Genomic DNA, 20,770 nt, shown 5'->3' with positions numbered 1-20,770 from the left:
CAACAAATTTAACTGACTGATTGTTTGGCAGCACGCCCTATCTTCACATTTACCAGTACAATACTGCTGACAATCAGCAATAATCCGATCACAAGGTTTATGGTAATCTGCTCTTTCAAAAAAACTACGCTGGTTGCTATCGAGATCAGGGGGATCAAGAAGGTGAATGAACCTACTTTTCCTGCTTCTCCTTCGTTAATCAGCTTGAAATAAATTAGCCAGCCCAGAGCAATAACAAAGATTGCGATAAACAAGGTATCCACAATAAAGGTTCCACTCCAGGTGATATCCGACCATTTCTCCGTAGCTGATCCCGAAAGTAGCAGAATGATGCCACCGATCGTGATTTGCATAGCCGTCATCCACAGCATATCCACACGTACAGCATTCCGTTTCATATATATTGTTCCTAATGCCCAGCTTAAGGCACTGGCTAAAGCCAACACAATTCCCCATATGGAGATACTCCCATTAATTCCGCCGATACTAAGAGAGGCTACCCCGAGAAAGCCAAGCAGCAAACCAGCCATTTTAAGCCCGTACATGCTCTCACCTAACCACAGCCAAGAAAAAATACCTAACAATACAGGCTGCAAAAATACAATCGATGAGAACAATCCCGCCGGAACATACTGCAAGCCAATTGTCTGAAATCCATAATAGAACACAATACTAAGTACCGCCGAGATCAGATAGATCGGCCAGAGCTGCTTGAAGCGAAGCTCCTTCACCTTGGGCAGTGCAATTAGAATCAGAATAATACCGCCTACGACGGTTCGAATACCTGCAAATAATAGAGGTGGAGCATAGTCTAAGGCGATTTTGGATATAGGCCAATTAATGCCCCATACAATCACCAAAAAAATAAGAAGGATCATACTTTTCTTCTGCTGATTCATTTGTTCACTTCCTTGGTGTAGATTCATCACAAATGATACAATAAACAAGAGCATAAATGAAATGAATAATAATCATAAGGGGCATATCATATTTGTTATGAACAATACTCAAATTCGTTTATTCGTCAAAATCGCCGAAAGCGGCAGCTTTACTAAAGCTGGTGTAGAACTGAATATGACACAGCCTGCGGTCAGCCGGGCGATCTCGTCCCTCGAAGCCGAATTAGACGTGAAGCTCTTGCTTCGAGACCGGCGTAATGGCCTGATGCTTACGGATATCGGCAAACGTATTCTTGTTATTTTCCGTGAAATTCTAATGGGCTTTGATAAGGTCAATCAGGAGATTTACGCGGAGAGAGGTCTTGAAAAAGGAAGTATCCGCATTGGAGCTTTCCCTGTGGCAGCGGCTCATTTTCTACCGAAGATTATTAGCTCTATCACTGAAAGATATCCAAATATTACAATTAGCTTACAGGAGGGTTCTATCGCTGAAGTCAGAGAATGGCTGGATTCAAAAGAAATTGATGTTGGCTTATTGCTCGCTCCCAGTGCAGAATTCGAAACCATTCCATTATATAGAGAGAAATTGTTTGCCGTTTTTAGAGATGACCATCCCCTGCAAAAGCGATCCATTGTATGTGTGCAGGAATTAGCGAACGAGCCCATGTTGATTTGCAAAGCAGGATATGAACCGCCTGTTGTAGAGCTATTCCGCAGAAGTAATAGCCATCTGAATGTAAAATATGTGGTTAATAACTTTGCAACAGCTCTTAATATGGTTCAGGAGGGACTGGCGATCGGCGTGATGTCTGAACTGTCCTTGTTATCTCTGCCTCCAAATGTGGTTACCCGTGAGCTGCAACCGGATGCTTATAGAGATATCCAAATTGCGGTCAGCTCGCTTGCCGACACTTCAATTGCTGTAAAGCTCTTCATTGAGACAGCGCTGGATCTTTTCACTCAAAAATAAAATGGATTAATTAATAGATGATAAGGAGTGCTGAAGATGGACTTTAAAAGACTTGGAAATAGCGGATTACAGGTATCCGCATTAGGACTGGGAACGAACGCTTTCGGCAAACGTGCGGATCAAGAGACCTCCATTCAGATTGTACATGCTGCGCTCGATCATGGAATTAATTTCATAGATACTGCTAATATTTACGCTGGCTCAGAATCCGAGCGAATCATCGGTCTGGCCTTGGAAGGTAGGAGACATGAGGCTGTTCTCGCAACTAAAGCAGGTTTAGTCAAAAATGAGGGTCCTAACGGTAGCGGCTCCTCCCGTCGCCATTTGCTGCAGGAGCTTGAAGATAGCCTTCGCCGCCTTAAGACGGACTATATCGATCTATACCAGATTCATACCTTTGATCCCTATACGCCGCTTGAAGAAACCTTACGAACCTTGGACGATATGGTATCCTCGGGGAAAGTCCGTTATATCGGGGCCTCCAACTATACAGCATGGCAATTAATGAAGGCGATTGGGATTAGTGAAGCACGCAACTTCACCAAGTACACTTCAATTCAGTGCAGCTACTCCTTAGCAGACCGGACACCGGAGAATGAGCTCCTTTCGCTCTGCCTGGATCAAGGTGTAGGGATCATTCCATACTTTCCACTAGCTGGCGGGATTCTCACAGGCAAATATAATACAAGCGACTCAGCGCCATCGGGGTCCAGAGCAGATACCGATCCTAATTTCAAAAGATTCCTTGATGCTGACCGGATCAAGCTCGGAAGCCAAGTGAGTCAAATTGCTGAGGAAATGGAAACCTCATCTACCGCGCTCTCCTTAGCTTGGCTTATGAATCGGCCTGCCGTCTCGACGGTTATTGTCGGGGCTACACGTGTGGAACAGCTGGAACAAAATTTGCTTAGTACCTCACTTGTACTTAATGAAGAAACTTCGGCCAAGCTGGATGAAGCCAGTGATTCCTTCCGTTATCGCGAGCCGTTCGCTTTTTACCGGCTCCCATAGTCGTATGCTCTAACTTCTTACAAGGATGGAGGAAAGATTAATGACAACCTATACAGCTGACAGCATTCAAGGAATGCTTGAAGAGCATAAGAATTTTTTTAATAGCGGCGTAACTAAGGAGGTTTCTTTTCGTCTCCAGCAGCTGCTCAAGCTTAAGAATATTATTAAACAATACGAAGGACGTATCATCACCGCACTACAACAGGATTTAGGAAAAGGTGAGTTCGAAGCCTATGCCACAGAAATCGGCTTTACGCTGGACAGTATCGGCTACATGATGAAACATCTTAAGCGTTGGGCGAAGCCTGTAAAGGTTCGATCGCCGCTGCACTTATTTCCTGCAAAAAGTTATATTTTAAGTGAGCCTTACGGCACAACGCTCATTATTGGCCCGTTTAATTATCCATTTCAGTTGCTGATTGAGCCTCTGATCGGCGCCATTGCCGCTGGTAACTGCGCTGTCCTCAAGCCATCTGAGAGCACACCTGCCATCTCGTCCGTGGTTGAACAGCTTATTCAAGAGACCTTCGAGCCGCAGTATATCCGCGTAATTCAAGGGGAAAAAGAGACCACTAATTTGCTGATCCACGCCAAGTTTGATTATATTTTCTTTACGGGCAGTGTGCCTGTCGGCAAAATCGTAATGGAAGCGGCAGCGAAAAATTTAGTGCCTGTAACCTTGGAGCTTGGCGGGAAAAGCCCGGTTATTGTTGATAAGACCGCTAATCTTGATGTTGCAGCGAAACGGATTGTCTGGGGCAAGCTGCTGAACGCGGGCCAAACCTGTATCGCACCGGATTATCTATGGGTCCACAAGGATATTGCCAAAGAATTGATCACCAAACTCAAACATCACATCACTGAGTTCTACGGTCAGGATGCACAGCCTAATACAGATTATGGCCGGATCGTGAATGATCGCCAGCTGCAAAGACTTGCTGACCTCATTGCGCGAGATCAGAGCAAGGTGATTATGGGCGGCACCATCGTGCCAGAAGAACGTTATATTGAGCCTACTTTAATCTATCCTGCCACTTGGACGGATGCTGCTATGGAAGATGAGATCTTCGGTCCGATCCTCCCAATATTGGAATATCATCAATTGGATGAGGCCATTCAGAGTATTAATGAACATCCAAAGCCACTGGCACTATACCTATTTACGGAGGATAAGAGTGTAGAACATGAGGTGCTGTCCCGGGTCTCATTCGGGGGAGGGTGTATCAATGATACGATCTCACATGTGGCGAGCACTTATCTTCCGTTTGGTGGAGTAGGAAACTCAGGAATCGGGGGTTATCACGGGAAGTATAGCTTTGAGGTCTTCTCCCATCGTAAAAGCATCGTCAAGCGAGGCACACGGATCGACCTCGGAATCGTATATCCACCTTATGGCAATAAAGTGAAGCTGGTTCGAAAAGTAATGAAATAAACAAAGCAGCAAACCTCCCATGATCGGGAGGTTTGCTGCTTATCAGGGTAACTACGCAAACAGCTCTAACAATTTCTCAACACTTATCTCTGCGGTGGAAGCCAGACATAGATCCGCGGTCCCGGTTACGAGCGCCACTCCAGCTCCCACTGACCTCATACCAGCAGCATTAATTGCGGCTATTCCTTCCTCGGTATCCTCAATCGCCACACAGCAGTCTGGGGATATGCCCAGCATCTCCGCAACCTGCAAGTGAATCTCTGGATCTGGCTTGCTTCTACGCAAGTTGCCAGGGTCAGCCACCGCCTGAAACCAATGCCCGATCTGCAAGCGTTCGAGAATCAGCAGCGCATTCTCATTCACTGAAGCCAGTCCGATAGCAATCCCTCTTTGCTGCAAATCGGACAACACGCTGTGGATACCCGGATACAGCTCAGCAGGCGTCATTTGCTGAACCAGCTGTCTATACTTCTCGTTCTTTTTGTTGCAGAGCATTCCCTTTACCGGTTGCGGCAAATTCAGTCCACTACTCTCCAGAATGACTTCTAAAGATTCCATTCGACTTAGGCCCTTAAGACTCTTATGCTTCTCTCGATCAAAAGAAAGCGCAAGCTCATCCGCCAGATCCTTCCAAGCCTCATAATGATACTCTCCAGTATCAGTAATTATCCCGTCCAGCTCGAAAATAACAGCTTCAAGCTGCTTCACATTCGAAAGCCTCAGCGGCTTCTGTGCAGACAACTGTATAAGGTTTCCCTTATGCATAATCTCAAGCTCTTCGCCCTCCAGCAGCGTATAGATCACTTCTGTATCACTCACAAAAATATCCAATAGCTGTCCAGCGCATGTTATTTTAAACCGATAGCTCTCCCACTGCGCTGGCACACTAGGATTAAATGATAACATCCCGCCGCATAAGCGCATGCCACCAAAACCATTCACAATCGACAGCCAGGAGCCTGCCATAGCAGCAGTGTGCAGTCCATCCTTTACGTTGCGGTTGATATCATCCAAGTCCATCCGTACCGTGCGGTCAAAATAGGAATAGGCTCCCGTCAAATCACCAATCTCAGCAGAGATTATACTGTGAATACACGGTGACAATGAAGAATCATGCGTCGTCAGCGGCTCATAATAATTATAATTCCGGATCTTATCCGCCAAGCTGAATTGGTCACCCAGTAGAAACATCGCCATTACCAAGTCCGCCTGTTTCAACACCTGATGACGGTAAATTACCAGCGGATGGTAGTTGAGCAGCAGCGGATATTTGTCAGCTGGTGTATGCTCGAAATCCCATTTTTTCTTGGAGAGAAACGTGTCGTCTTGAGCATAAATGCCAAGTCCCTCATCAAAGGGGATAAACATTTTGTCCGCCGCTTCCAGCCACACTAATGTCTCATGCTCAGTCAGACCGATTTTTTGTTTCAGGCGTTCAAAATGCTCAGGATATTGCTTAGACAATATCCCTGCCATCTCGTGTGCATAATAAAGCTGATCCTGTACCATAAAGTTGGTGTATGCATTATTGTTGACGATAGCTGTATATTCATCAGGACCGGTTACTGCATCAATACAAAAGACACCGCCCCTAGCCGGATTAAAGTACCCCAAGTCCAACCAAAAGCGGGAAGTTTCGAATAAAATTTCCGCTCCCTTCGTAACCAAAAAATCATAATCTCCGGTAGCCAGTACATACTGCTTGATGGCATACGCAATATCCGCATTAATATGCATTTGCGCCGTGCCTGCCGGGAAATACGCAGAGTTCTCTGCCCCGTCTATAGTCCGCCAAGGGAACAAGGCTCCCTTCTGCGACATTACCGCTGCACGCTCCCGTGCTTTGTCTAACGTGGCATAACGAAATTCGAGCAGCTTTCGGCTAATCTCCGGCTGTGTGAACGTAAAGAAGGGCAGCATATACATCTCGGTATCCCAGAAATAGTGCCCTTCGTATCCTTCACCCGTTAATCCCTTGGCTCCAATATTCGTAACCCCATCACGGCCTACGGATTGAAGCAGTTGAAAAGCATTAAAGCGAATGCCCTGCTGAAGCGCAAGATCACCATGAATCTCCACATCCGTATGTGCCCAGTATCGATCCAGATAAGCCTGCTGTTCCTGGGCAAGCGCTTCAAACCCGCTATGGTCTGCTAAGTGTAATATTTCAGTACTTCTACTAAGTAGTTCGTCTTCTGGATAATCTTTAGAGGTATGGTAAGAGATATATTTGGTTAGTGAGACGCTTTCCCCACGCTCCACCGGGACGACAAACTGCATGGATAATTTCTGCCCCTCATGCTGTACGGTCCTTTTACCCTCAGATCTTGAATCAAGCTTATGACTTACCCCTGTTAATAGGGCAAACCGGGTATGCCGCGTCCGCTGCTTCATCCATAAGAAGGACTGTCCCGGTTCATGACCGGTATCCTCCAGGAGCAGACTGGGCTCCTTGCCTCCCGAGCCCAATCTGGGATCATCCGTTACCTTAGGTTTTTGGATCTTGCCGTCGATGGATGAAGTGAAGGTAAGCACTCCGCTGAAATTCAGCGCTTTAACCTCATAATCTATCGCCGCCAGATGTTTGTGCTGCAAAGTCACCATCCGCCGGATATGAAGCTGTACCCGGTGACCAGCTGGAGATTCCCATTCTACCTGCCGATGCAGAACCCCGCTTCGCATATCCAGCTTTCGTTCATAATGGTGCACTTGCCCACTGTTTAACTGAAAGGTCTGCCCTTCAATACTCAGTTCAATAATCTTGGCATCTGTTACGTTCAGCATCGCTTGATTGCGGGATGGATATCCGTAGGCTCCTTCTGGATATACAATGGGCTCCGAATCAAAAAAACCATTCAAATAATTGCCGGTTACAGACGAGCCTGAGCTGCCGTGGTAACCTTCTTCGAAATTACCGCGCATGCCAATATATCCATTGCCAAGCGCAAAAATACTCTCGCTTCTTTGATTGTTCTCTTCACTATAAGCTTCCTCATCAAGACTCCACTCCCGGTAAGGATATACCGCCGCCGGATGTACGTATGGTTTCATCTTCATCTCTCTAAGCTCCCCCTGATCACAGTTTCATTCGGGTTCTAAATCATTAACCTTTCACCGACCCACCCATAAGCCCTCTGACGAAATACTTTTGCAGCAGGAAAAAAATAGCGAGCGGCATCAGCATAGAGATAAATGCAGCCGAAGTAAGTAAATGCCAATCGTTGCCTCGTGAGCCTACTAAATCGGCAATTTTCATCGACATGACTTGCACAGACGGTTGATTGCCGATAAAAATCAATGAGACTAAATAGTCATTCCACACCCACAGGAATTGGAAGATCCCGATAGAAGCCAGTGCTGGCACTGATAGAGGCAGAATTAGCCTACTGAATATAGTGAAATGACTTGCCCCATCCATGAAAGCCGATTCGAACAAATCCTTCGGCAATTGACTGATAAAGTTGTACATAAAGTACGTAACCAGCGGTAATCCAAAAGCCGTATGCGCCAGCCAAATTCCCAGATAACTTCCGTTTAGCCCAAGTGCGGTATAATCCTTAAGCACTGGAATAAGCGCAACCTGTATCGGAATGACGAGCATTGCAATAATGATCACAAAAAGGATTCTACGCCCAGGAAACCGCAGCCAGGCAAAAGCATATGCAGCAAAAGAAGCGATCAGCACCGGAATAACTGTTGCTGGAACAGCAATCGTTAGCGTATTCCAGAAGGCCTGTGACAATCCGGAGCCTTTTTGCACCGTTTCACTACCATCAGCCTGTTTCAGCTTGTATTCCTTACCGGAAAGCACATTATTATAGTTATCCAGCGTGAGATCCGGTGTCATCTTCCAACCTTGTATCTGTTCATTTACGGTACGTGCTCTACGATTCTCCCACATAAGCCGGCTGCCATCTGCCTTCACGCCAGCCTTCAGCTCATCATCTGTATAAGTTTTACCGTTCACCTCAATTGGCTCCCGAAGATCCACATCCTTGGATAGCTGAATCGTCTCTCCAGCCTTCCACTCCTGATGAGGAAAAGCTTTCCACCATCCGGTCTGCAGAATGTCAGCAGCCGGACGGAAGGAGGAAATAAATAGCCCAAGAGTCGGAAGCAGCCAAATAAAACAGATCACACCCAACACGATATTTACAACCGTTTTGCTGCCTTTTCTCTTCTTTTTGCCAGCCATTAGAATCCCCCCTGCTTACGGAACTGACGTAGATTGATTATGATTACAGGCAGCACCGCGATCAGTAGAACAATAGCCAGCGTGGAGCCGTAGCCGAAATTACGGTACATAAAGAATTGCCGGTAGAACTGTGTAGCAACAACCTCTGTATCGTATTGACCTCCTGTCATCACCATGACGACGTCAAATATTTTCAACGTAAAGACGATAATGGTCGTTGTCACTGTCAGAATGGTTGATGAAATATATGGAATCATGATTCCAAAGAAAATCTTCACCTCATTTGCTCCATCCACTCGTGCAGCTTCCAAAATGTCGTCAGGAACCCCTTTGATTGCTGCCGAGAAAATCACCATTGCAAATCCCGTCTGCATCCAGATCAAAATGATAATGAGGAAAAAGTTATTCCATGGCTGAAGCATACTCGTCCAGGCTTGGGGTTCTCCCCCAAAATAAGTAACGATTGCGTTCAACAGCCCGATTTGTTCGTCACCCGGTTGATAGTAATATACGAATTTCCAAATGACTCCTGCCGCTACAAAGGAAATAGCCATCGGCATAAAGATGATCGATTTGGCGATTTTCTCATAGCTGCTGCGATCGGCAAGAATAGCAATTAAGAGCCCGAATGCTACACAAGCAAGCGTGCCAACGAATACCCAAAGTAAATTGTTACGCAATGCCGTTGCCATCAGATGATCGCTAAAGATCGCTGCATAATTGCTCAGACCCACAAATTTTTCTGAAGAAGCATTAAAAAAGCTCAAATATAATGTTCGCAGTGCAGGCAGGACCAGTAACCAGCCCAGAATAATCACTGCCGGACCAATAAAGATATAAGGCAGCACCTTTCGCCGGATATGATCAGGGTACTGCTCAACCGCCCAAGTCAGCGTATAGTAAATCAGATAAACACCTAGAACTCCCCAGAGGACAGCCAGAACCGCTGTTAGCAGCGGATTTAATGTGGAATCCCGGAAGAATAAAAAGATTGCGCCGTTAACAACAATATTCGCTAACAACACAACTAGGGACAGCATTACCGCCTTCAGGCTGACGGTTGGCCTAGCTTGTGGTTGTGTTGGCATTTGTGGCTGTGGCTGTGATTGTGCACCCATATTAGCTCCAGCTCCTCCTATAAGTTTTGCGGAGCAAAACTCTTATCATAAGCATCGAACTCACTAGTTAGAAAACAAAAAGAGGGGCAGACAATCCTCTTTTCTCACTGCCCCTCTTTTTACTGTGCGCTTTAAATATTAGGTTAGTTGTTCCAGCCGGACTGGATTTGTTCCAAGGCTTGATCCAGTGTCGCTGTACCGCTCACATAGTCGGTCATCCCTTTCCAGAAGGTGCCTGCACCCACTTTACCTGGCATCAAATCAGAGCCATCAAAACGCAGTGTGGAAGCATCTTGAACCAACTTCGCCATCCGGCGATCGGATTCAGAGGTATACCAATCAAGGGAAGCATCATTCATAGGAGCAATTACGCCGCCAGATTGTACCCAGCTCTTAATCGACTCTCCAGTGGTGAAGAATTCCATGACTGCACGAACCTCTGGACGATCGTTGAACATAGCGTAAATATCACCTGCAACCAGCACTGGTTTACCATATTGTGCATCAATTGGCGGCAAGTAGAACCAATCATAATCCTGATCAACCTTTGCCGTTTCAGGGAAGAAGCTTGTAATAAAGTTACCGAGCATATTAAACCAGGCTTTAGGCGGATCAGTGAACATTGGCGCTGGGGCATCCCCGAAGGATGTTGTCACGATAGACTTAGCACCACCGTAAACATAATCCTTGTTAAGCCAAATTTTAGACATGATTTCAACAGCATTTTTTACTTCTGGTGAAGTAAATGGCAGTTCACCTTTTACCCACTTATCGTAGTTCTCAGGCGTAGTCGTACGAAGCATTATATTTTCGACCCAGTCTGTTGCTGGCCAACCCGTTGCAGCACCGCTCTCAATGCCAATAGCCCAGGCAGGATCGCCATCCTTGGCAATTTGTTCAGTGAGTGCCATCAGCTCATCCCAAGTTTCAGGAACCTTGTAACCTGCATCATCAAATTGTTTCTTTGGATACCATACCAAGCTCTTTACATTACTGCGGTTCCAAATCCCCGCCATGATCTTCCCGTCTTTTCCGTCCATCGTAGACATATCGAGCCAGCTCTTGTTGTAATTAGCCGTCAATTTGTCTTGATCCAGCACACTGGTCAAATCGATAACCTTGCCCGTCTTAGCAATCGATGCCAGCAATCCCGGCTGCGGGAAGTCAGCGATATCAGGAGCATTTCCGCCGTCCACCCGAATATTTATTGTTGCTTCGAACTCCTTGGAGCCCTCGTATTGAATATCGATCCCTGTCTTCTCTTCAAATTCTTTAATGCTGCTCTCAAATTTCACTTGGTCAGCATCTACGAAGGGTCCAAACATGGTTACTTTAGTCCCTTTATATTCACCTTTCATCGCTAAATCTAACGGGGAACCCGAAGGTTCAGCACTAGGTGCATTTGTCGCTTTCTCGGTGTTATCTGCTGTTGGGCTGACTGTTGCCGCCGGTGGATCTGTAGGCGCCGCATTATTGTTGCCTCCGCCGCATGCGCTCAGCGTCATTGTGAAGGATAAACACAGTACTAAAGCCAACGACTTTTTACGTCCTGAGATCTTCTTCATCTTTTGTACATCCCCTTTAATGGTTATAGAGATAACATCTTATTCAATCATCCGGGCACCCTGGCATGTATTAGCAGCTTGTAGCAGATCACCTCCTTGCAAAGCTTTTCAGAAGACAGGTAAATATCCTAAAATCAAACTCCATCACAAATGTAATTTAATAATAGCGCTTACATTTTTTATATTATCATAATTAGTAACCGTTTCCAATCGGAAAATGAGATGTTTTTCATAAGAATTCATACTATTTTCTATCCTAACATTTAAATTTTAATTAAGACCGATACATGGCTCTGAAAAGCTTTTCAGAAGAAGGTCACAAAAATAAAGAGCCTTTATTTTTCCCGCGTGGATTCCCGCACAATCAGCTTATGCTCCATCTTTTCATTCAATACCTGGACACCACCTGTTGTGAGCAATTCATGCAGCATCTCCGCCGCACGATACCCTAACTCATAAATCGGCTGTGCAATCGTGGTCAGCTTTGGAATGAACATACTCGACATCCGCAAATTATCAAATCCAATCACAGATACCTGCCCCGGAACTAGAATATTACGATCCTTCAGATAAGAAATCGTCCCCATTGCAAATTCGTCAGCAACACAGAAAACGGCGGTCAGCTCGGGATAATCAGTAAACAACTCATGCGCAGCTTGATAAGCGTGTTCGAATCTGTGATTGGCATATTTGCTCTTCACAATATTCTGCTGTAGTCCAAACTCTGTTAATGCTCTTACAAAACCCTCATAACGAGGCGGGCCGGATACGGAGTTATCATGGTTAAAACCAATCATGCCAATGTCCTTATGCCCTAAATCAATCAGAAACTTTACCGCATCGTAAGCCGCCTGTTCATCATCCACCTCCACAGATGGAATGTCGTACTCATCAGAATGCGAGGATACCAACACAAAAGGAATTCTACAACCGACTAATTTGTCATGTGTCTCAGGATAAAGGACATCACTGGCGAACACGATCCCATCCACCTGCTTCTCATGGAAGTTATCAATGTAAGACAGCATCCGTTCTTTGTCACGGTCCGTATTGCAGATCATTAAACTGTATCCGAGCTTGATGCATGCATCCTGCATTCCCCGAATAACCCCTGCGAAATACAGGTTCTCAATATCCGGAATCAGCAGGCCCAGTGTAAAAGACTTCTTGTAGATCAGGCCGCGTGCAAACGCATTTGGTTGATATTGCAAACGTTCTACAGCCTCCATCACTCGATTCCGTTTGCTCTCTACGACCGTATTCGGCGCATTCATAACACGCGATACGGTGCTGATCGACACCTCCGCCATTCTGGCAACATCTCTTATGGTTGGCTTCATAACGATAACTTCCTTTTTTTCAGGTAACTTTTCGAAGTGATTATAGCAAGCCCGTTAAGAAATAACAACAGATTTTTTAAAGCGCTTACATTTTATTTTAAAGACATACTTATTCCTTATCTAATCATTACAAAGTGCGTATAACTTACTTAAAGTGTGTATATAGTTTTATTACATGGTATACTAGGCGAGTAGCATTATTCGCAGCTACAAATACTGCTCTAGACTATCTGAGCGTTTATTATAGGAGGGATTACATTGAAGCAACAGCGCGATATTCGATTCTCCGTACTGGACTTAGCCTCTATTGTGGAGGGTGGCACAGCGGCAGACTCTTTTCATAACTCTTTAGCTTTAGCTCAACATGCTGAGGCATGGGGCTATCACCGGTATTGGTTTGCTGAGCATCACAACATGATTGGTGTTGCCAGTTCTGCTACCTCACTCTTAATTGGCCACATTGCTGGCGGCACAAAAAGCATACGCGTAGGCTCTGGAGGCATCATGTTGTCCAACCACGCACCACTTGTCATTGCGGAACAATTCGGGACCCTCGAATCCCTATATCCAGGACGGATTGATTTAGGACTGGGCAGAGCCCCAGGATCCGATCAACCTGCTTCCCGTGCGCTACGCCGTGGTCTCGGAAGCGACGGCAGTGACTTCCCCGAGCAGTTAAGTGAGCTCAGAGCCTACTTCGATCCTGCAGGTGCAGGATCACGACCGGCTGGGGTTCGTGCTGTTCCTGGTGAAGGCTTGAATATCCCCATCTGGCTGCTGGGCTCCAGCGGTTTTAGTGCTCAGCTGGCAGGGAAGCTAGGTTTACCTTTTGCTTTCGCCAGCCATTTCGCACCAGAATATTTACTACAGGCTTTACACATCTATCATAGTAATTTCCGTCCTTCAGCAGCACTCGACAAGCCTTATGTGATGGTCGGAGTTGGTATTACAGCAGCCGATACCGTGAATGAGGCAAGACGACTGGCTACCTCGCAGCAGCAGCAATTCCTTAATATCATCCGCGGACGTACGGGGAAGTTACAACCACCGGTTGATAGTATGGAGGGGCTATGGACGATGCAAGAAAAAGCAGCCATGCTTGAGAAACAGCGTTACTCTTTCGCTGGTGATAAAGCAGCAATTAAAGAACGGCTTCAAGAAATCCTGCAAGAGACACAGGCCGATGAATTGATTGTTTCTGGTGGAATTTATGATCCTAACGCTCGTCTACGCTCTTATGAGATTGTAGCCGACGCTATGAAGGAAATCTAATTTATCATCATAATTAAGGCAAGACGATAGGTCTGGTATCGGGGTTTGAGCCCTATTCCAGATGTATGTCTTGCCTTTTTATTTTGCATTCATAATCGTTCTCAATAAAACACAATAAAAACAATGAATTACATAAAAATAAAGAGTTAAATAGAGAGAACTGGTGTAAAACCATTAATATAATTGATATTTGATCAAATATGATGGATTTCCTTCTAATATCCCATTTTTGTTTAGATATTATTTTGATTATACTTTAGTTATTCGCTATAACGAACGAATTGGCGGTATATCTCTACCCTCTCCTTCCACTTTCACGGAGATTCCTATATACGCACAAGAAAGTGGTTCTGTGAGATACTACTTATTTCGACAATGTTTGATGGAAAATCCGATTAGAAGAGAAGAATTTGCCGGAAGCCCGCAAATGATGTCTACAAAATTTAATATGGGGTTCAGGAGAAAGGAGCGAGTAAAGTGAAGAAGAAATATCGCTCGGCTTTCATAGCTGCTTATATCCTGACTATTCTAGCAGGAGTCATCTGGCATGCTGGCGGAGTTAGTGCGCAAGATACCATTAAGCTTACGGTGAATTCGCATACGACAAGCACAGCCACCATGAACAATATGCAGCCTGGTGATGAAACGAACTCAGAATACACAATTATTAACGCAGGTAGTGAGGGCTTTAATTACTATGTGGACTTCAAATTCATCTCTGGAGACGCAGAATTATACGATATTCTCCAAATGACACTCGAAAAAGAGGGAGTAATCATCTATTCAGGGGTGATGAGTGAGGCTGCCGGAAGAGTTGCCATCGGTTCACTTGCCGGGGGAGAACAAAGTGTAATCCAAATGGATGTAATTTTCCCGTGGGAAGCAGGGAACGAATATCAAGGGAAAACCACCACTGTAGCCTTTGAGTTCTCCGCTTCTGGAGGACCGGAGCCTTCCGCTGAACCTAGTCCTTCACCGACAGCGACGGCCACAGCTCAGCCTACACCTGAGCCATCACCTACTGTAGTGCCAACTACGACACCTACTGCCACGGCTACAGCTACACCTGAAGCTTCGCCGACCGCAACAGCTTCACCAACCACGACACCTACAGATCCGCCGACGACTACCGCTTCACCAACTGCGGCACCTACGAATACACCGACGGCTACTTCGCCAACGGCAACAGCAGCTGCCACACCAGGGCAATCAACGACGCCAACACCATCGCCAATACCTACAGCTTCACCAGTAGTAGATGAAATTAGTGTCACTGAAGCGCCGATCCCACTGGGTGGAGGCGATAATGAGCCGACAGTATCACCAAGTGCTGGCAGCCAAACTACCAGTGCAACACCGCAGCCAAGCAATGAGATCTCCCTGCCTGATGATGAGCTTCCACTGGGAGCACCAGAGGTTGGCAACAAGCTTCCAAATACCGCTGAGCCTTGGTATAACTTGATTCTTGCCAGCTTAGCCATTGCGGTACTCAGCGTGATTATCATGCGCAGATTGAAATCGAAGAAATAACCACATTTTGCAGCATAAGTCTGGAGGTGAGAGAGTATGAAGAAGCGTAATGGTGTCTTGCTAGCCGTGAAGCTAATCTTCATACTCTCTTTAGTTGTGTTGATTTACTCGGTTGTACAAGTGGTCAAAGCACCGCTCGAAGCTAAACAGGCTTTAAATGATTGGGCAAAAAAGAGGGAGGAAGCTGTCGCCCGCCCCCTTTCTGCCGAAGAAATCCCTCTTCCCATGGGAATGATCAGTTCAGCCAAGGAACAGCCGCACCCCGCTCATTCCTATTCAGAAGGTGAAATCATAGGAGAGATTCGTTTCCCCAAATTAAACAAAAAGATCGCAGTGCTAGAAGGCACGGAAAGCCCCGAGCTAAAAAAGGGAGCCGGACATTATAAAGGCAGCGCAGCTATCGGTGCCACCGGCAACAGTGTACTCGCAGGCCACCGCGATACAGTGTTCCGTAATCTGGGAGAACTCGTCGCTGGAGATCTTATCGAGCTGGAAAGTACCGATGGGACTTTTACCTATGAAGTAACAGGCAGCACAATTGTTGACGGGGACGAACGTGGTGCTATAAAGCCAAGTGATAAGGCCATCCTCACATTGATTACCTGTTATCCCTTTTCATATGTGGGATCTGCACCGGACCGTTATTTACTTTCAGCGAAGTTAGTGAAACAAGAAATATTGCCGCATTAAACTTAAATATTACCTCAATCTTCTTCCTCAGGGATGAGACCTTATATGGAAAGTGATACTATATATATACAATAGTAAAGAGGAGATGACCCAAGGTGAAGAAAGAGGTTGTAGAACGGTTTATTTCGTATGCACAAATGGATACCCAATCGAATGAAGATAATGAGACTTGCCCATCCACTCCGGGACAGATGGTTCTGGCCCACAAGCTGGTTGAAGAGCTTAAGGAAATCGGCATGGAGGAAGTCCAGGTGGACGAGCATGGCTATGTTATGGCGACACTCCCTGCGAATACGGACAAGGATGTTCCGACCATTGGTTTTTTAGCCCATTTGGATACAGCGACTGATTTTACCGGAACGAATGTGAAGCCACAGATTATCGAGAACTATGATGGTCAAGATATTCTTTTGAATAAAGAGCTGAATGTTGTATTATCCACAGCGAGCTTTCCGGAGCTGGCGGAATACAAAGGCCACACCTTAATTACAACCGACGGCACGACCCTGCTTGGCGCAGATAATAAAGCCGGTATTGCTGAGATTATGACCGCCATGCATTACCTCATTCAACATCCAGAAATCAAACACGGCAAGATTAGAGTTGCCTTCACACCAGACGAAGAAATCGGCCGCGGGCCTCATAAATTTGACGTAGCCGCTTTTAATGCTTCCTATGCTTACACTGTAGACGGAGGTCCACTCGGAGAATTAGAGTATGAAAGCTTTAATGCTGCGTCTGCCAAAATCTCAGTCTACGGCGTTAATGTTCACCCTGGGACTGCAAAAGGAAAGATGATTCATTCCGCCAAAATCGCCATGGCACTTCATCTCAGACTCCCTGCTGAGGAAGCGCCCGAATATACAGACGGTTATGAAGGCTTTTATCACCTAAGCTCTATAGAAGGCACACCTGAATTCAGCAAGCTGCAATATATCATCCGCGACTTCGACCGTGAGAAATTCGAGGCACGTAAAGCATATCTCTCAGCTGTCGTAGAAGAATTCAAAAACATCCATGGTGAAGAGAACATCGTGCTTGAAATGAAGGACCAATATTACAATATGCGTGAAAAAATCGAGCCAGTGCGTCATATCGTCGATATTGCCCATGAGGCGATGGAGAACCTTAACATCACACCGATCATCCGCCCGATTCGCGGAGGTACAGATGGCTCGCAGCTTTCCTACATGGGCTTGCCGACACCTAATATTTTCACCGGAGGCGAGAATTTCCATGGCAAATTCGAATATGCGTCTGCGGACAATATGGTAAAAGCGGTAAATGTTATCGTGGAGATTGCTAAGCTATTCGAACAGAAAGCCTAAAGCATTATCCGCATCACTCCTTTAAAACACCAAAAAATCCCTGTAGAGGCCGATCCAGACCTCTCAGGGATTATTAATGTTCATAGGCTATTCGATTAGCATCTTTCTTCCGGCGGCGTGTCCTTCCAGATCACGTTTTCTCCGTAATTTTTACCCCAATCATACATCAATCGAAGGACGGGAAGCAGACTTTGGCCATATGATGTCAGGGAATACTCTACTTTTGGCGGAACCTCAGCGTACACTTTTCTTAGAACCAGCTGGTCCTCTTCGAGCTCGCGAAGCTGATTGGTCAACATTTTTTGCGTGATATGAGGAATTAGCTTCTTCAGCTCGCTGAACCGCTTTGTCCCTTCAAGCCCTAGATGCCAGAGGATAATCAGCTTCCATTTCCCTCCGATCACCGCAAGCGTCAATTCCTTCTCACAGTTAATTTCCTTCAAGTTTATGCGATCTTTAATCTCGGTTGCCATACCTAAAGCGCCTCCTCTCTCCTGTTATCATACTAACACAAAAACGAATAACCTCCTCATTGGAAGGTATTCGTTTCTGTACGTTCACTCTAAATTAGCATGCTTGCCGAACATTTGCTGATTCGTCTGCCCCGTCTTCTCCATCATTCGCAGAATAATAGCATCATAAAAGACCAACATCGTCTGTTCGAATAAAGAAGCCATCGGCTGGATCGTGCTGTAGCTTCCACTGGCCGGATCTTTTGGAGATCCCGGCAGCTTCACTGTGTAGCCCGCTAAACGTCCAACCGTCGAATCCGGCGCAATGGTAACGGCAACAACTTCTGCGCCTACCCCTTTGGCTTTCTCAGCCATAGAGATCAACCCTTTTGTCTCACCGGAACCGGAACCGAGGACTAACACATCCCCCTGTTCAATCCCCGGAGTCACCGTTTCGCCTACAACGTAAGCCTCTTTACCAACATGCATTAACCGCATAGCAAAGGCCCGTCCCATCAATCCAGATCTGCCCGCTCCAGCCACGAAGATCTTGTTGGACTGAAGCAGCAGCTCAGCCATTCGCTCAGTCTCTTCTTCATCAAGCTGAGATATGGAGCGCTGGAGCTCCTCTATAATTTGCTGCGCATATTTCATTGTATCCATTGTAATCTTAAGCCTGACTAACTAGACGTTTCATTTCTGCTGCGGCAGCCTTTTGATCCGCTTCACCTGTGATGCCTCCGCCAACGATGACAAGATCAGGGTTCGCGGCGATCACTTCTGGAAGTGTGCTTAGCTTGATCCCTCCAGCGATAGCTGTTTTGGCCTGCTTAACCACACTCTTAATCGCATTTAAATCTGCAAAAGAATTTTTACCTTCCGCTTGATGGTCATATCCAGAGTGTACACAGATATAGTCTACGCCAAGTGCGTCTACTTCAGCCGCTCTTGTTTGGATATCCTTCACATTAATCAGATCAACTAGAATCTCTTTATTGGTTTTCTTCGCTTCCTCCACTGCACCTCTAATGGTAGAATCATCAGAAACACCAAGTACAGTAACGATATCCGCGCCCGCTTCCACAGCCTTCATCACTTCATATCCACCTGCGTCCATGATTTTCAAATCCGCCAACACAGTCAAAGCTGGAAAAGCCTCTTTGATTGCCTTCACTGCATGTAACCCTTCATTTATAACGATAGGTGTTCCAATTTCAACGATATCTATAAATTCGGCAACTTTTGAGACAACCTCTTTCGCTCCCGCAATGTCCACTAAATCCAACGCTAATTGTAATTTCATATTTATTTGCACTCCTTATTAATATATTTTAGTAAGTCATGTACAAATTGTAGTTCCTTACATCCCTTTAGGGAAGTAGGCACTTTATTGTGATGTAGTTACCTGGAGGATACTAATGTGCGGTTAAAGGGCTCTTTTCGACTTAAATTAAAAACGTTTTGTCATTTTTCTGTAAAAATACTGCATTTCCATGAAAGCTGTGCTAATATTACAGTTTGTTTATGAAATTTTAGGAAGTACATCATAATATAAGAAGGTGCACAATGAAGCAAAATAATCACCAGGAATTCAACCTGGTCAAACTGACCTGGCCGATTTTCCTCGAGCTATTCCTCTTTATGCTCATGGGCAGTGTGGATACTTTTATGATCAGTTCAGTGTCGGACGATGCCGTGTCAGGTGTCGGCGCAGCGAATCAGATCATTGCGATAGCAATTTTAGTCCTCAGTGTAATTGGTAACGGCGCAGCTATTGTGGTCTCCCAATATCTCGGTTCCAAAAAACCTCTGGAAGCCGCTCAAGTGACCGGCAATGCCATTACCCTAAACCTGTTAGTCGGCATTCTCCTAAGTACGTTTTTGCTGATATTCGGAGGGTCGCTACTGACTGCGCTGAATGTAAAAGGGGATATCCTCATTTACGCCAAAGCCTATATGAATATTGTTGGGGGCGGTATTTTTCTGCAAGCATTAATTAATGCTCTGGCGACTACTATCCGTACTCACGGTTTCACCAAACAGACGATGGTCGTATCCTTGCTGATGAATATCATTCACGTGGTGGGCAACTACCTGCTCATTTATGGTCATTTCGGACTTCCGGCGTTAGGTGTGGAGGGTGCGGCTATCTCAACAGTGATGAGTCGCTTTATCTGCCTGATCCTATTCTTCCTGCTGCTCTACAGAGTGATGGAGGTACGGGTGAAAGTAACCTATTACATTCATCTTTCTAAAAAATACGTGCTGCAAATTCTCAAAATCGGCATCCCGTCCGCTTTTGAATCCATCACTTATCAGTCGTGCCAGCTTGTATTCACACTGTATATTACTTATTTAGGCGCTGAAGCTATGGCTACCCGCCAGTACGCGCTTAATATTTCCAATTATATTTATTTATTCAGTGTAGCTGTCTCTATGGGAACTTCCATCGTTGTAGGACATCTCGTGGGAGCTAGACGACCTGATGAAGCCTATAAGCGTGTATTCACCAGTGTAAAGTGGGCGTTGCTGGTTACCGTAATAATAGATGCTGTGGTGATTTTCTTCCGGGTACCGCTATTCGGGCTTTTCACAGACAATGAGAACATCATTAGGATGGGGGCGCAGGTCATATTGCTTAGCTTCTTCCTGGAAACCGGGCGCACAACCAATCTGGTTATCATTAACTCTTTACGCGCCTCGGGCGATGCCAAATTCCCTGTATATATGGGACTGATCTCCATGGTCTGCATGAGCTTACCTCTTGGTTATTTCCTGGTGTTCCAACTTGATCTCGGGTTAGCCGGCGTGTGGATTGCTACTGCGGTCGATGAGTGGGTGAGAGCCGTCATTATGTATTTCCGCTGGAAGAGCCGAGCTTGGGAGAAACATGGACTTATCGAACACGAAGCTCCAGAACACTGTACACCTTCCGCTACTCCTGCAGCTGTAAATTAATATGTATATA

Annotated in this window: 17 protein-coding genes; 8 read left to right on the top strand and 9 right to left on the bottom strand. The window is 45.7% G+C overall.

Going from position 1 to position 20,770, the window contains the following annotated elements; translation table 11 throughout:
* Positions 1 to 8: 8 nt before the first annotated feature.
* Complete coding sequence (locus MKY14_RS28250; RefSeq protein ID WP_036682097.1) at positions 9 to 899, bottom strand: DMT family transporter; 891 nt, start codon at positions 897 to 899, stop codon at positions 9 to 11.
* Positions 900 to 960: 61 nt separating this feature from the next.
* Between MKY14_RS28250 and MKY14_RS28245 the strand changes: the two genes are divergently transcribed.
* Genes MKY14_RS28245 through MKY14_RS28235 form a run of 3 tightly spaced genes read left to right on the top strand, consistent with a single transcriptional unit; the run spans position 961 to position 4,312 of the window.
* On the top strand, positions 961 to 1,869 hold the full coding sequence (locus MKY14_RS28245) for a LysR family transcriptional regulator (protein ID WP_340977860.1): 909 nt from the start codon (positions 961 to 963) through the stop codon (positions 1,867 to 1,869).
* A 36-nt stretch (positions 1,870 to 1,905) separates the two neighbouring features.
* Positions 1,906 to 2,880, top strand: a complete 975-nt coding sequence (locus tag MKY14_RS28240) for an aldo/keto reductase (RefSeq protein WP_076278279.1) — start codon at positions 1,906 to 1,908, stop codon at positions 2,878 to 2,880.
* 40 nt (positions 2,881 to 2,920) lie between these two features.
* On the top strand, positions 2,921 to 4,312 hold the full coding sequence (locus tag MKY14_RS28235) for an aldehyde dehydrogenase (RefSeq protein ID WP_076124060.1): 1,392 nt from the start codon (positions 2,921 to 2,923) through the stop codon (positions 4,310 to 4,312).
* 51 nt (positions 4,313 to 4,363) lie between these two features.
* Here MKY14_RS28235 and pgmB read toward each other — a convergent pair whose 3' ends face one another.
* The 5 genes from pgmB to MKY14_RS28210 form a co-directional block, all read right to left on the bottom strand.
* Entirely contained in the window at positions 4,364 to 7,369 is a 3,006-nt protein-coding gene (gene pgmB, locus MKY14_RS28230) for a beta-phosphoglucomutase (RefSeq protein ID WP_081393514.1), read from the bottom strand.
* 46 nt (positions 7,370 to 7,415) lie between these two features.
* Entirely contained in the window at positions 7,416 to 8,507 is a 1,092-nt protein-coding gene (locus MKY14_RS28225) for a carbohydrate ABC transporter permease (protein WP_076124061.1), read from the bottom strand.
* Positions 8,507 to 9,625 (bottom strand): carbohydrate ABC transporter permease, encoded by a 1,119-nt coding sequence (locus tag MKY14_RS28220; RefSeq protein ID WP_232061475.1) that lies wholly within the window; start codon positions 9,623 to 9,625, stop codon positions 8,507 to 8,509. The genes MKY14_RS28225 and MKY14_RS28220 overlap by 1 nt, the downstream gene beginning before the upstream one ends.
* A gap of 143 nt (positions 9,626 to 9,768) precedes the next feature.
* The gene (locus MKY14_RS28215; RefSeq protein ID WP_038574978.1) at positions 9,769 to 11,190 is read right to left on the bottom strand and encodes an ABC transporter substrate-binding protein; all 1,422 of its coding nucleotides are present in this window, start codon (positions 11,188 to 11,190) and stop codon (positions 9,769 to 9,771) included.
* Between the two features lie 335 nt (positions 11,191 to 11,525).
* Positions 11,526 to 12,530 (bottom strand): LacI family DNA-binding transcriptional regulator, encoded by a 1,005-nt coding sequence (locus MKY14_RS28210; RefSeq protein ID WP_036682112.1) that lies wholly within the window; start codon positions 12,528 to 12,530, stop codon positions 11,526 to 11,528.
* A gap of 258 nt (positions 12,531 to 12,788) precedes the next feature.
* Here MKY14_RS28210 and MKY14_RS28205 point away from each other — a divergent pair, with 258 nt between their 5' ends.
* From MKY14_RS28205 to pepT, 4 genes are all read left to right on the top strand, one after another.
* On the top strand, positions 12,789 to 13,802 hold the full coding sequence (locus MKY14_RS28205) for an LLM class flavin-dependent oxidoreductase (protein WP_081383185.1): 1,014 nt from the start codon (positions 12,789 to 12,791) through the stop codon (positions 13,800 to 13,802).
* A gap of 477 nt (positions 13,803 to 14,279) precedes the next feature.
* Positions 14,280 to 15,332, top strand: a complete 1,053-nt coding sequence (locus MKY14_RS28200; RefSeq protein ID WP_076301483.1) for a hypothetical protein — start codon at positions 14,280 to 14,282, stop codon at positions 15,330 to 15,332.
* 36 nt (positions 15,333 to 15,368) lie between these two features.
* Positions 15,369 to 16,022 (top strand): sortase, encoded by a 654-nt coding sequence (locus MKY14_RS28195; RefSeq protein ID WP_076124065.1) that lies wholly within the window; start codon positions 15,369 to 15,371, stop codon positions 16,020 to 16,022.
* A 95-nt stretch (positions 16,023 to 16,117) separates the two neighbouring features.
* On the top strand, positions 16,118 to 17,350 hold the full coding sequence (pepT, locus tag MKY14_RS28190) for a peptidase T (protein ID WP_076220750.1): 1,233 nt from the start codon (positions 16,118 to 16,120) through the stop codon (positions 17,348 to 17,350).
* A 95-nt stretch (positions 17,351 to 17,445) separates the two neighbouring features.
* Here pepT and MKY14_RS28185 read toward each other — a convergent pair whose 3' ends face one another.
* The 3 genes from MKY14_RS28185 to hxlA all read right to left on the bottom strand — a co-directional run bounded on the left by MKY14_RS28185 (position 17,446) and on the right by hxlA (position 19,105).
* Positions 17,446 to 17,823, bottom strand: a complete 378-nt coding sequence (locus MKY14_RS28185) for a winged helix-turn-helix transcriptional regulator (RefSeq protein WP_036682121.1) — start codon at positions 17,821 to 17,823, stop codon at positions 17,446 to 17,448.
* Positions 17,824 to 17,907: 84 nt separating this feature from the next.
* Positions 17,908 to 18,465 (bottom strand): 6-phospho-3-hexuloisomerase, encoded by a 558-nt coding sequence (gene hxlB, locus MKY14_RS28180; protein ID WP_036682124.1) that lies wholly within the window; start codon positions 18,463 to 18,465, stop codon positions 17,908 to 17,910.
* Between the two features lie 7 nt (positions 18,466 to 18,472).
* Positions 18,473 to 19,105 carry a 3-hexulose-6-phosphate synthase gene (gene hxlA / locus MKY14_RS28175; RefSeq protein ID WP_036682127.1) on the bottom strand — a complete coding sequence of 211 codons (633 nt, stop codon included), beginning with the start codon at positions 19,103 to 19,105 and terminating at the stop codon, positions 18,473 to 18,475.
* Positions 19,106 to 19,368: 263 nt separating this feature from the next.
* Between hxlA and MKY14_RS28170 the strand changes: the two genes are divergently transcribed.
* Positions 19,369 to 20,760 (top strand): MATE family efflux transporter, encoded by a 1,392-nt coding sequence (locus tag MKY14_RS28170; protein WP_076124068.1) that lies wholly within the window; start codon positions 19,369 to 19,371, stop codon positions 20,758 to 20,760.
* The last annotated feature ends 10 nt before the right edge of the window (positions 20,761 to 20,770 follow it).

It is taken from the genome of Paenibacillus sp. FSL R5-0887 (genome assembly GCF_038002305.1).
Taxonomy (GTDB): Bacteria; Bacillota; Bacilli; order Paenibacillales; family Paenibacillaceae; genus Paenibacillus_AQ; species Paenibacillus_AQ odorifer.
This window is presented reverse-complemented; position numbering and strand designations above follow the sequence as displayed.

Excerpts from the sequence above, each read along its gene's own strand:
- MKY14_RS28250 (WP_036682097.1), bottom strand. The coding sequence starts at position 899 with ATGAATCAGCAGAAGAAAAGTATGATCCTTCTTATTTTTTTGGTGATT.
- MKY14_RS28245 (WP_340977860.1), top strand. The coding sequence starts at position 961 with ATGAATAATAATCATAAGGGGCATATCATATTTGTTATGAACAATACT.
- MKY14_RS28240 (WP_076278279.1), top strand. The coding sequence starts at position 1,906 with ATGGACTTTAAAAGACTTGGAAATAGCGGATTACAGGTATCCGCATTA.
- MKY14_RS28235 (WP_076124060.1), top strand. The coding sequence starts at position 2,921 with ATGACAACCTATACAGCTGACAGCATTCAAGGAATGCTTGAAGAGCAT.
- pgmB (WP_081393514.1), bottom strand. The coding sequence starts at position 7,369 with ATGAAGATGAAACCATACGTACATCCGGCGGCGGTATATCCTTACCGG.
- MKY14_RS28225 (WP_076124061.1), bottom strand. The coding sequence starts at position 8,507 with ATGGCTGGCAAAAAGAAGAGAAAAGGCAGCAAAACGGTTGTAAATATC.
- MKY14_RS28220 (WP_232061475.1), bottom strand. The coding sequence starts at position 9,625 with ATGGGTGCACAATCACAGCCACAGCCACAAATGCCAACACAACCACAA.
- MKY14_RS28215 (WP_038574978.1), bottom strand. The coding sequence starts at position 11,190 with ATGAAGAAGATCTCAGGACGTAAAAAGTCGTTGGCTTTAGTACTGTGT.
- MKY14_RS28210 (WP_036682112.1), bottom strand. The coding sequence starts at position 12,530 with ATGAAGCCAACCATAAGAGATGTTGCCAGAATGGCGGAGGTGTCGATC.
- MKY14_RS28195 (WP_076124065.1), top strand. The coding sequence starts at position 15,369 with ATGAAGAAGCGTAATGGTGTCTTGCTAGCCGTGAAGCTAATCTTCATA.
- MKY14_RS28185 (WP_036682121.1), bottom strand. The coding sequence starts at position 17,823 with ATGGCAACCGAGATTAAAGATCGCATAAACTTGAAGGAAATTAACTGT.
- hxlB (WP_036682124.1), bottom strand. The coding sequence starts at position 18,465 with ATGGATACAATGAAATATGCGCAGCAAATTATAGAGGAGCTCCAGCGC.
- hxlA (WP_036682127.1), bottom strand. The coding sequence starts at position 19,105 with ATGAAATTACAATTAGCGTTGGATTTAGTGGACATTGCGGGAGCGAAA.
- MKY14_RS28170 (WP_076124068.1), top strand. The coding sequence starts at position 19,369 with ATGAAGCAAAATAATCACCAGGAATTCAACCTGGTCAAACTGACCTGG.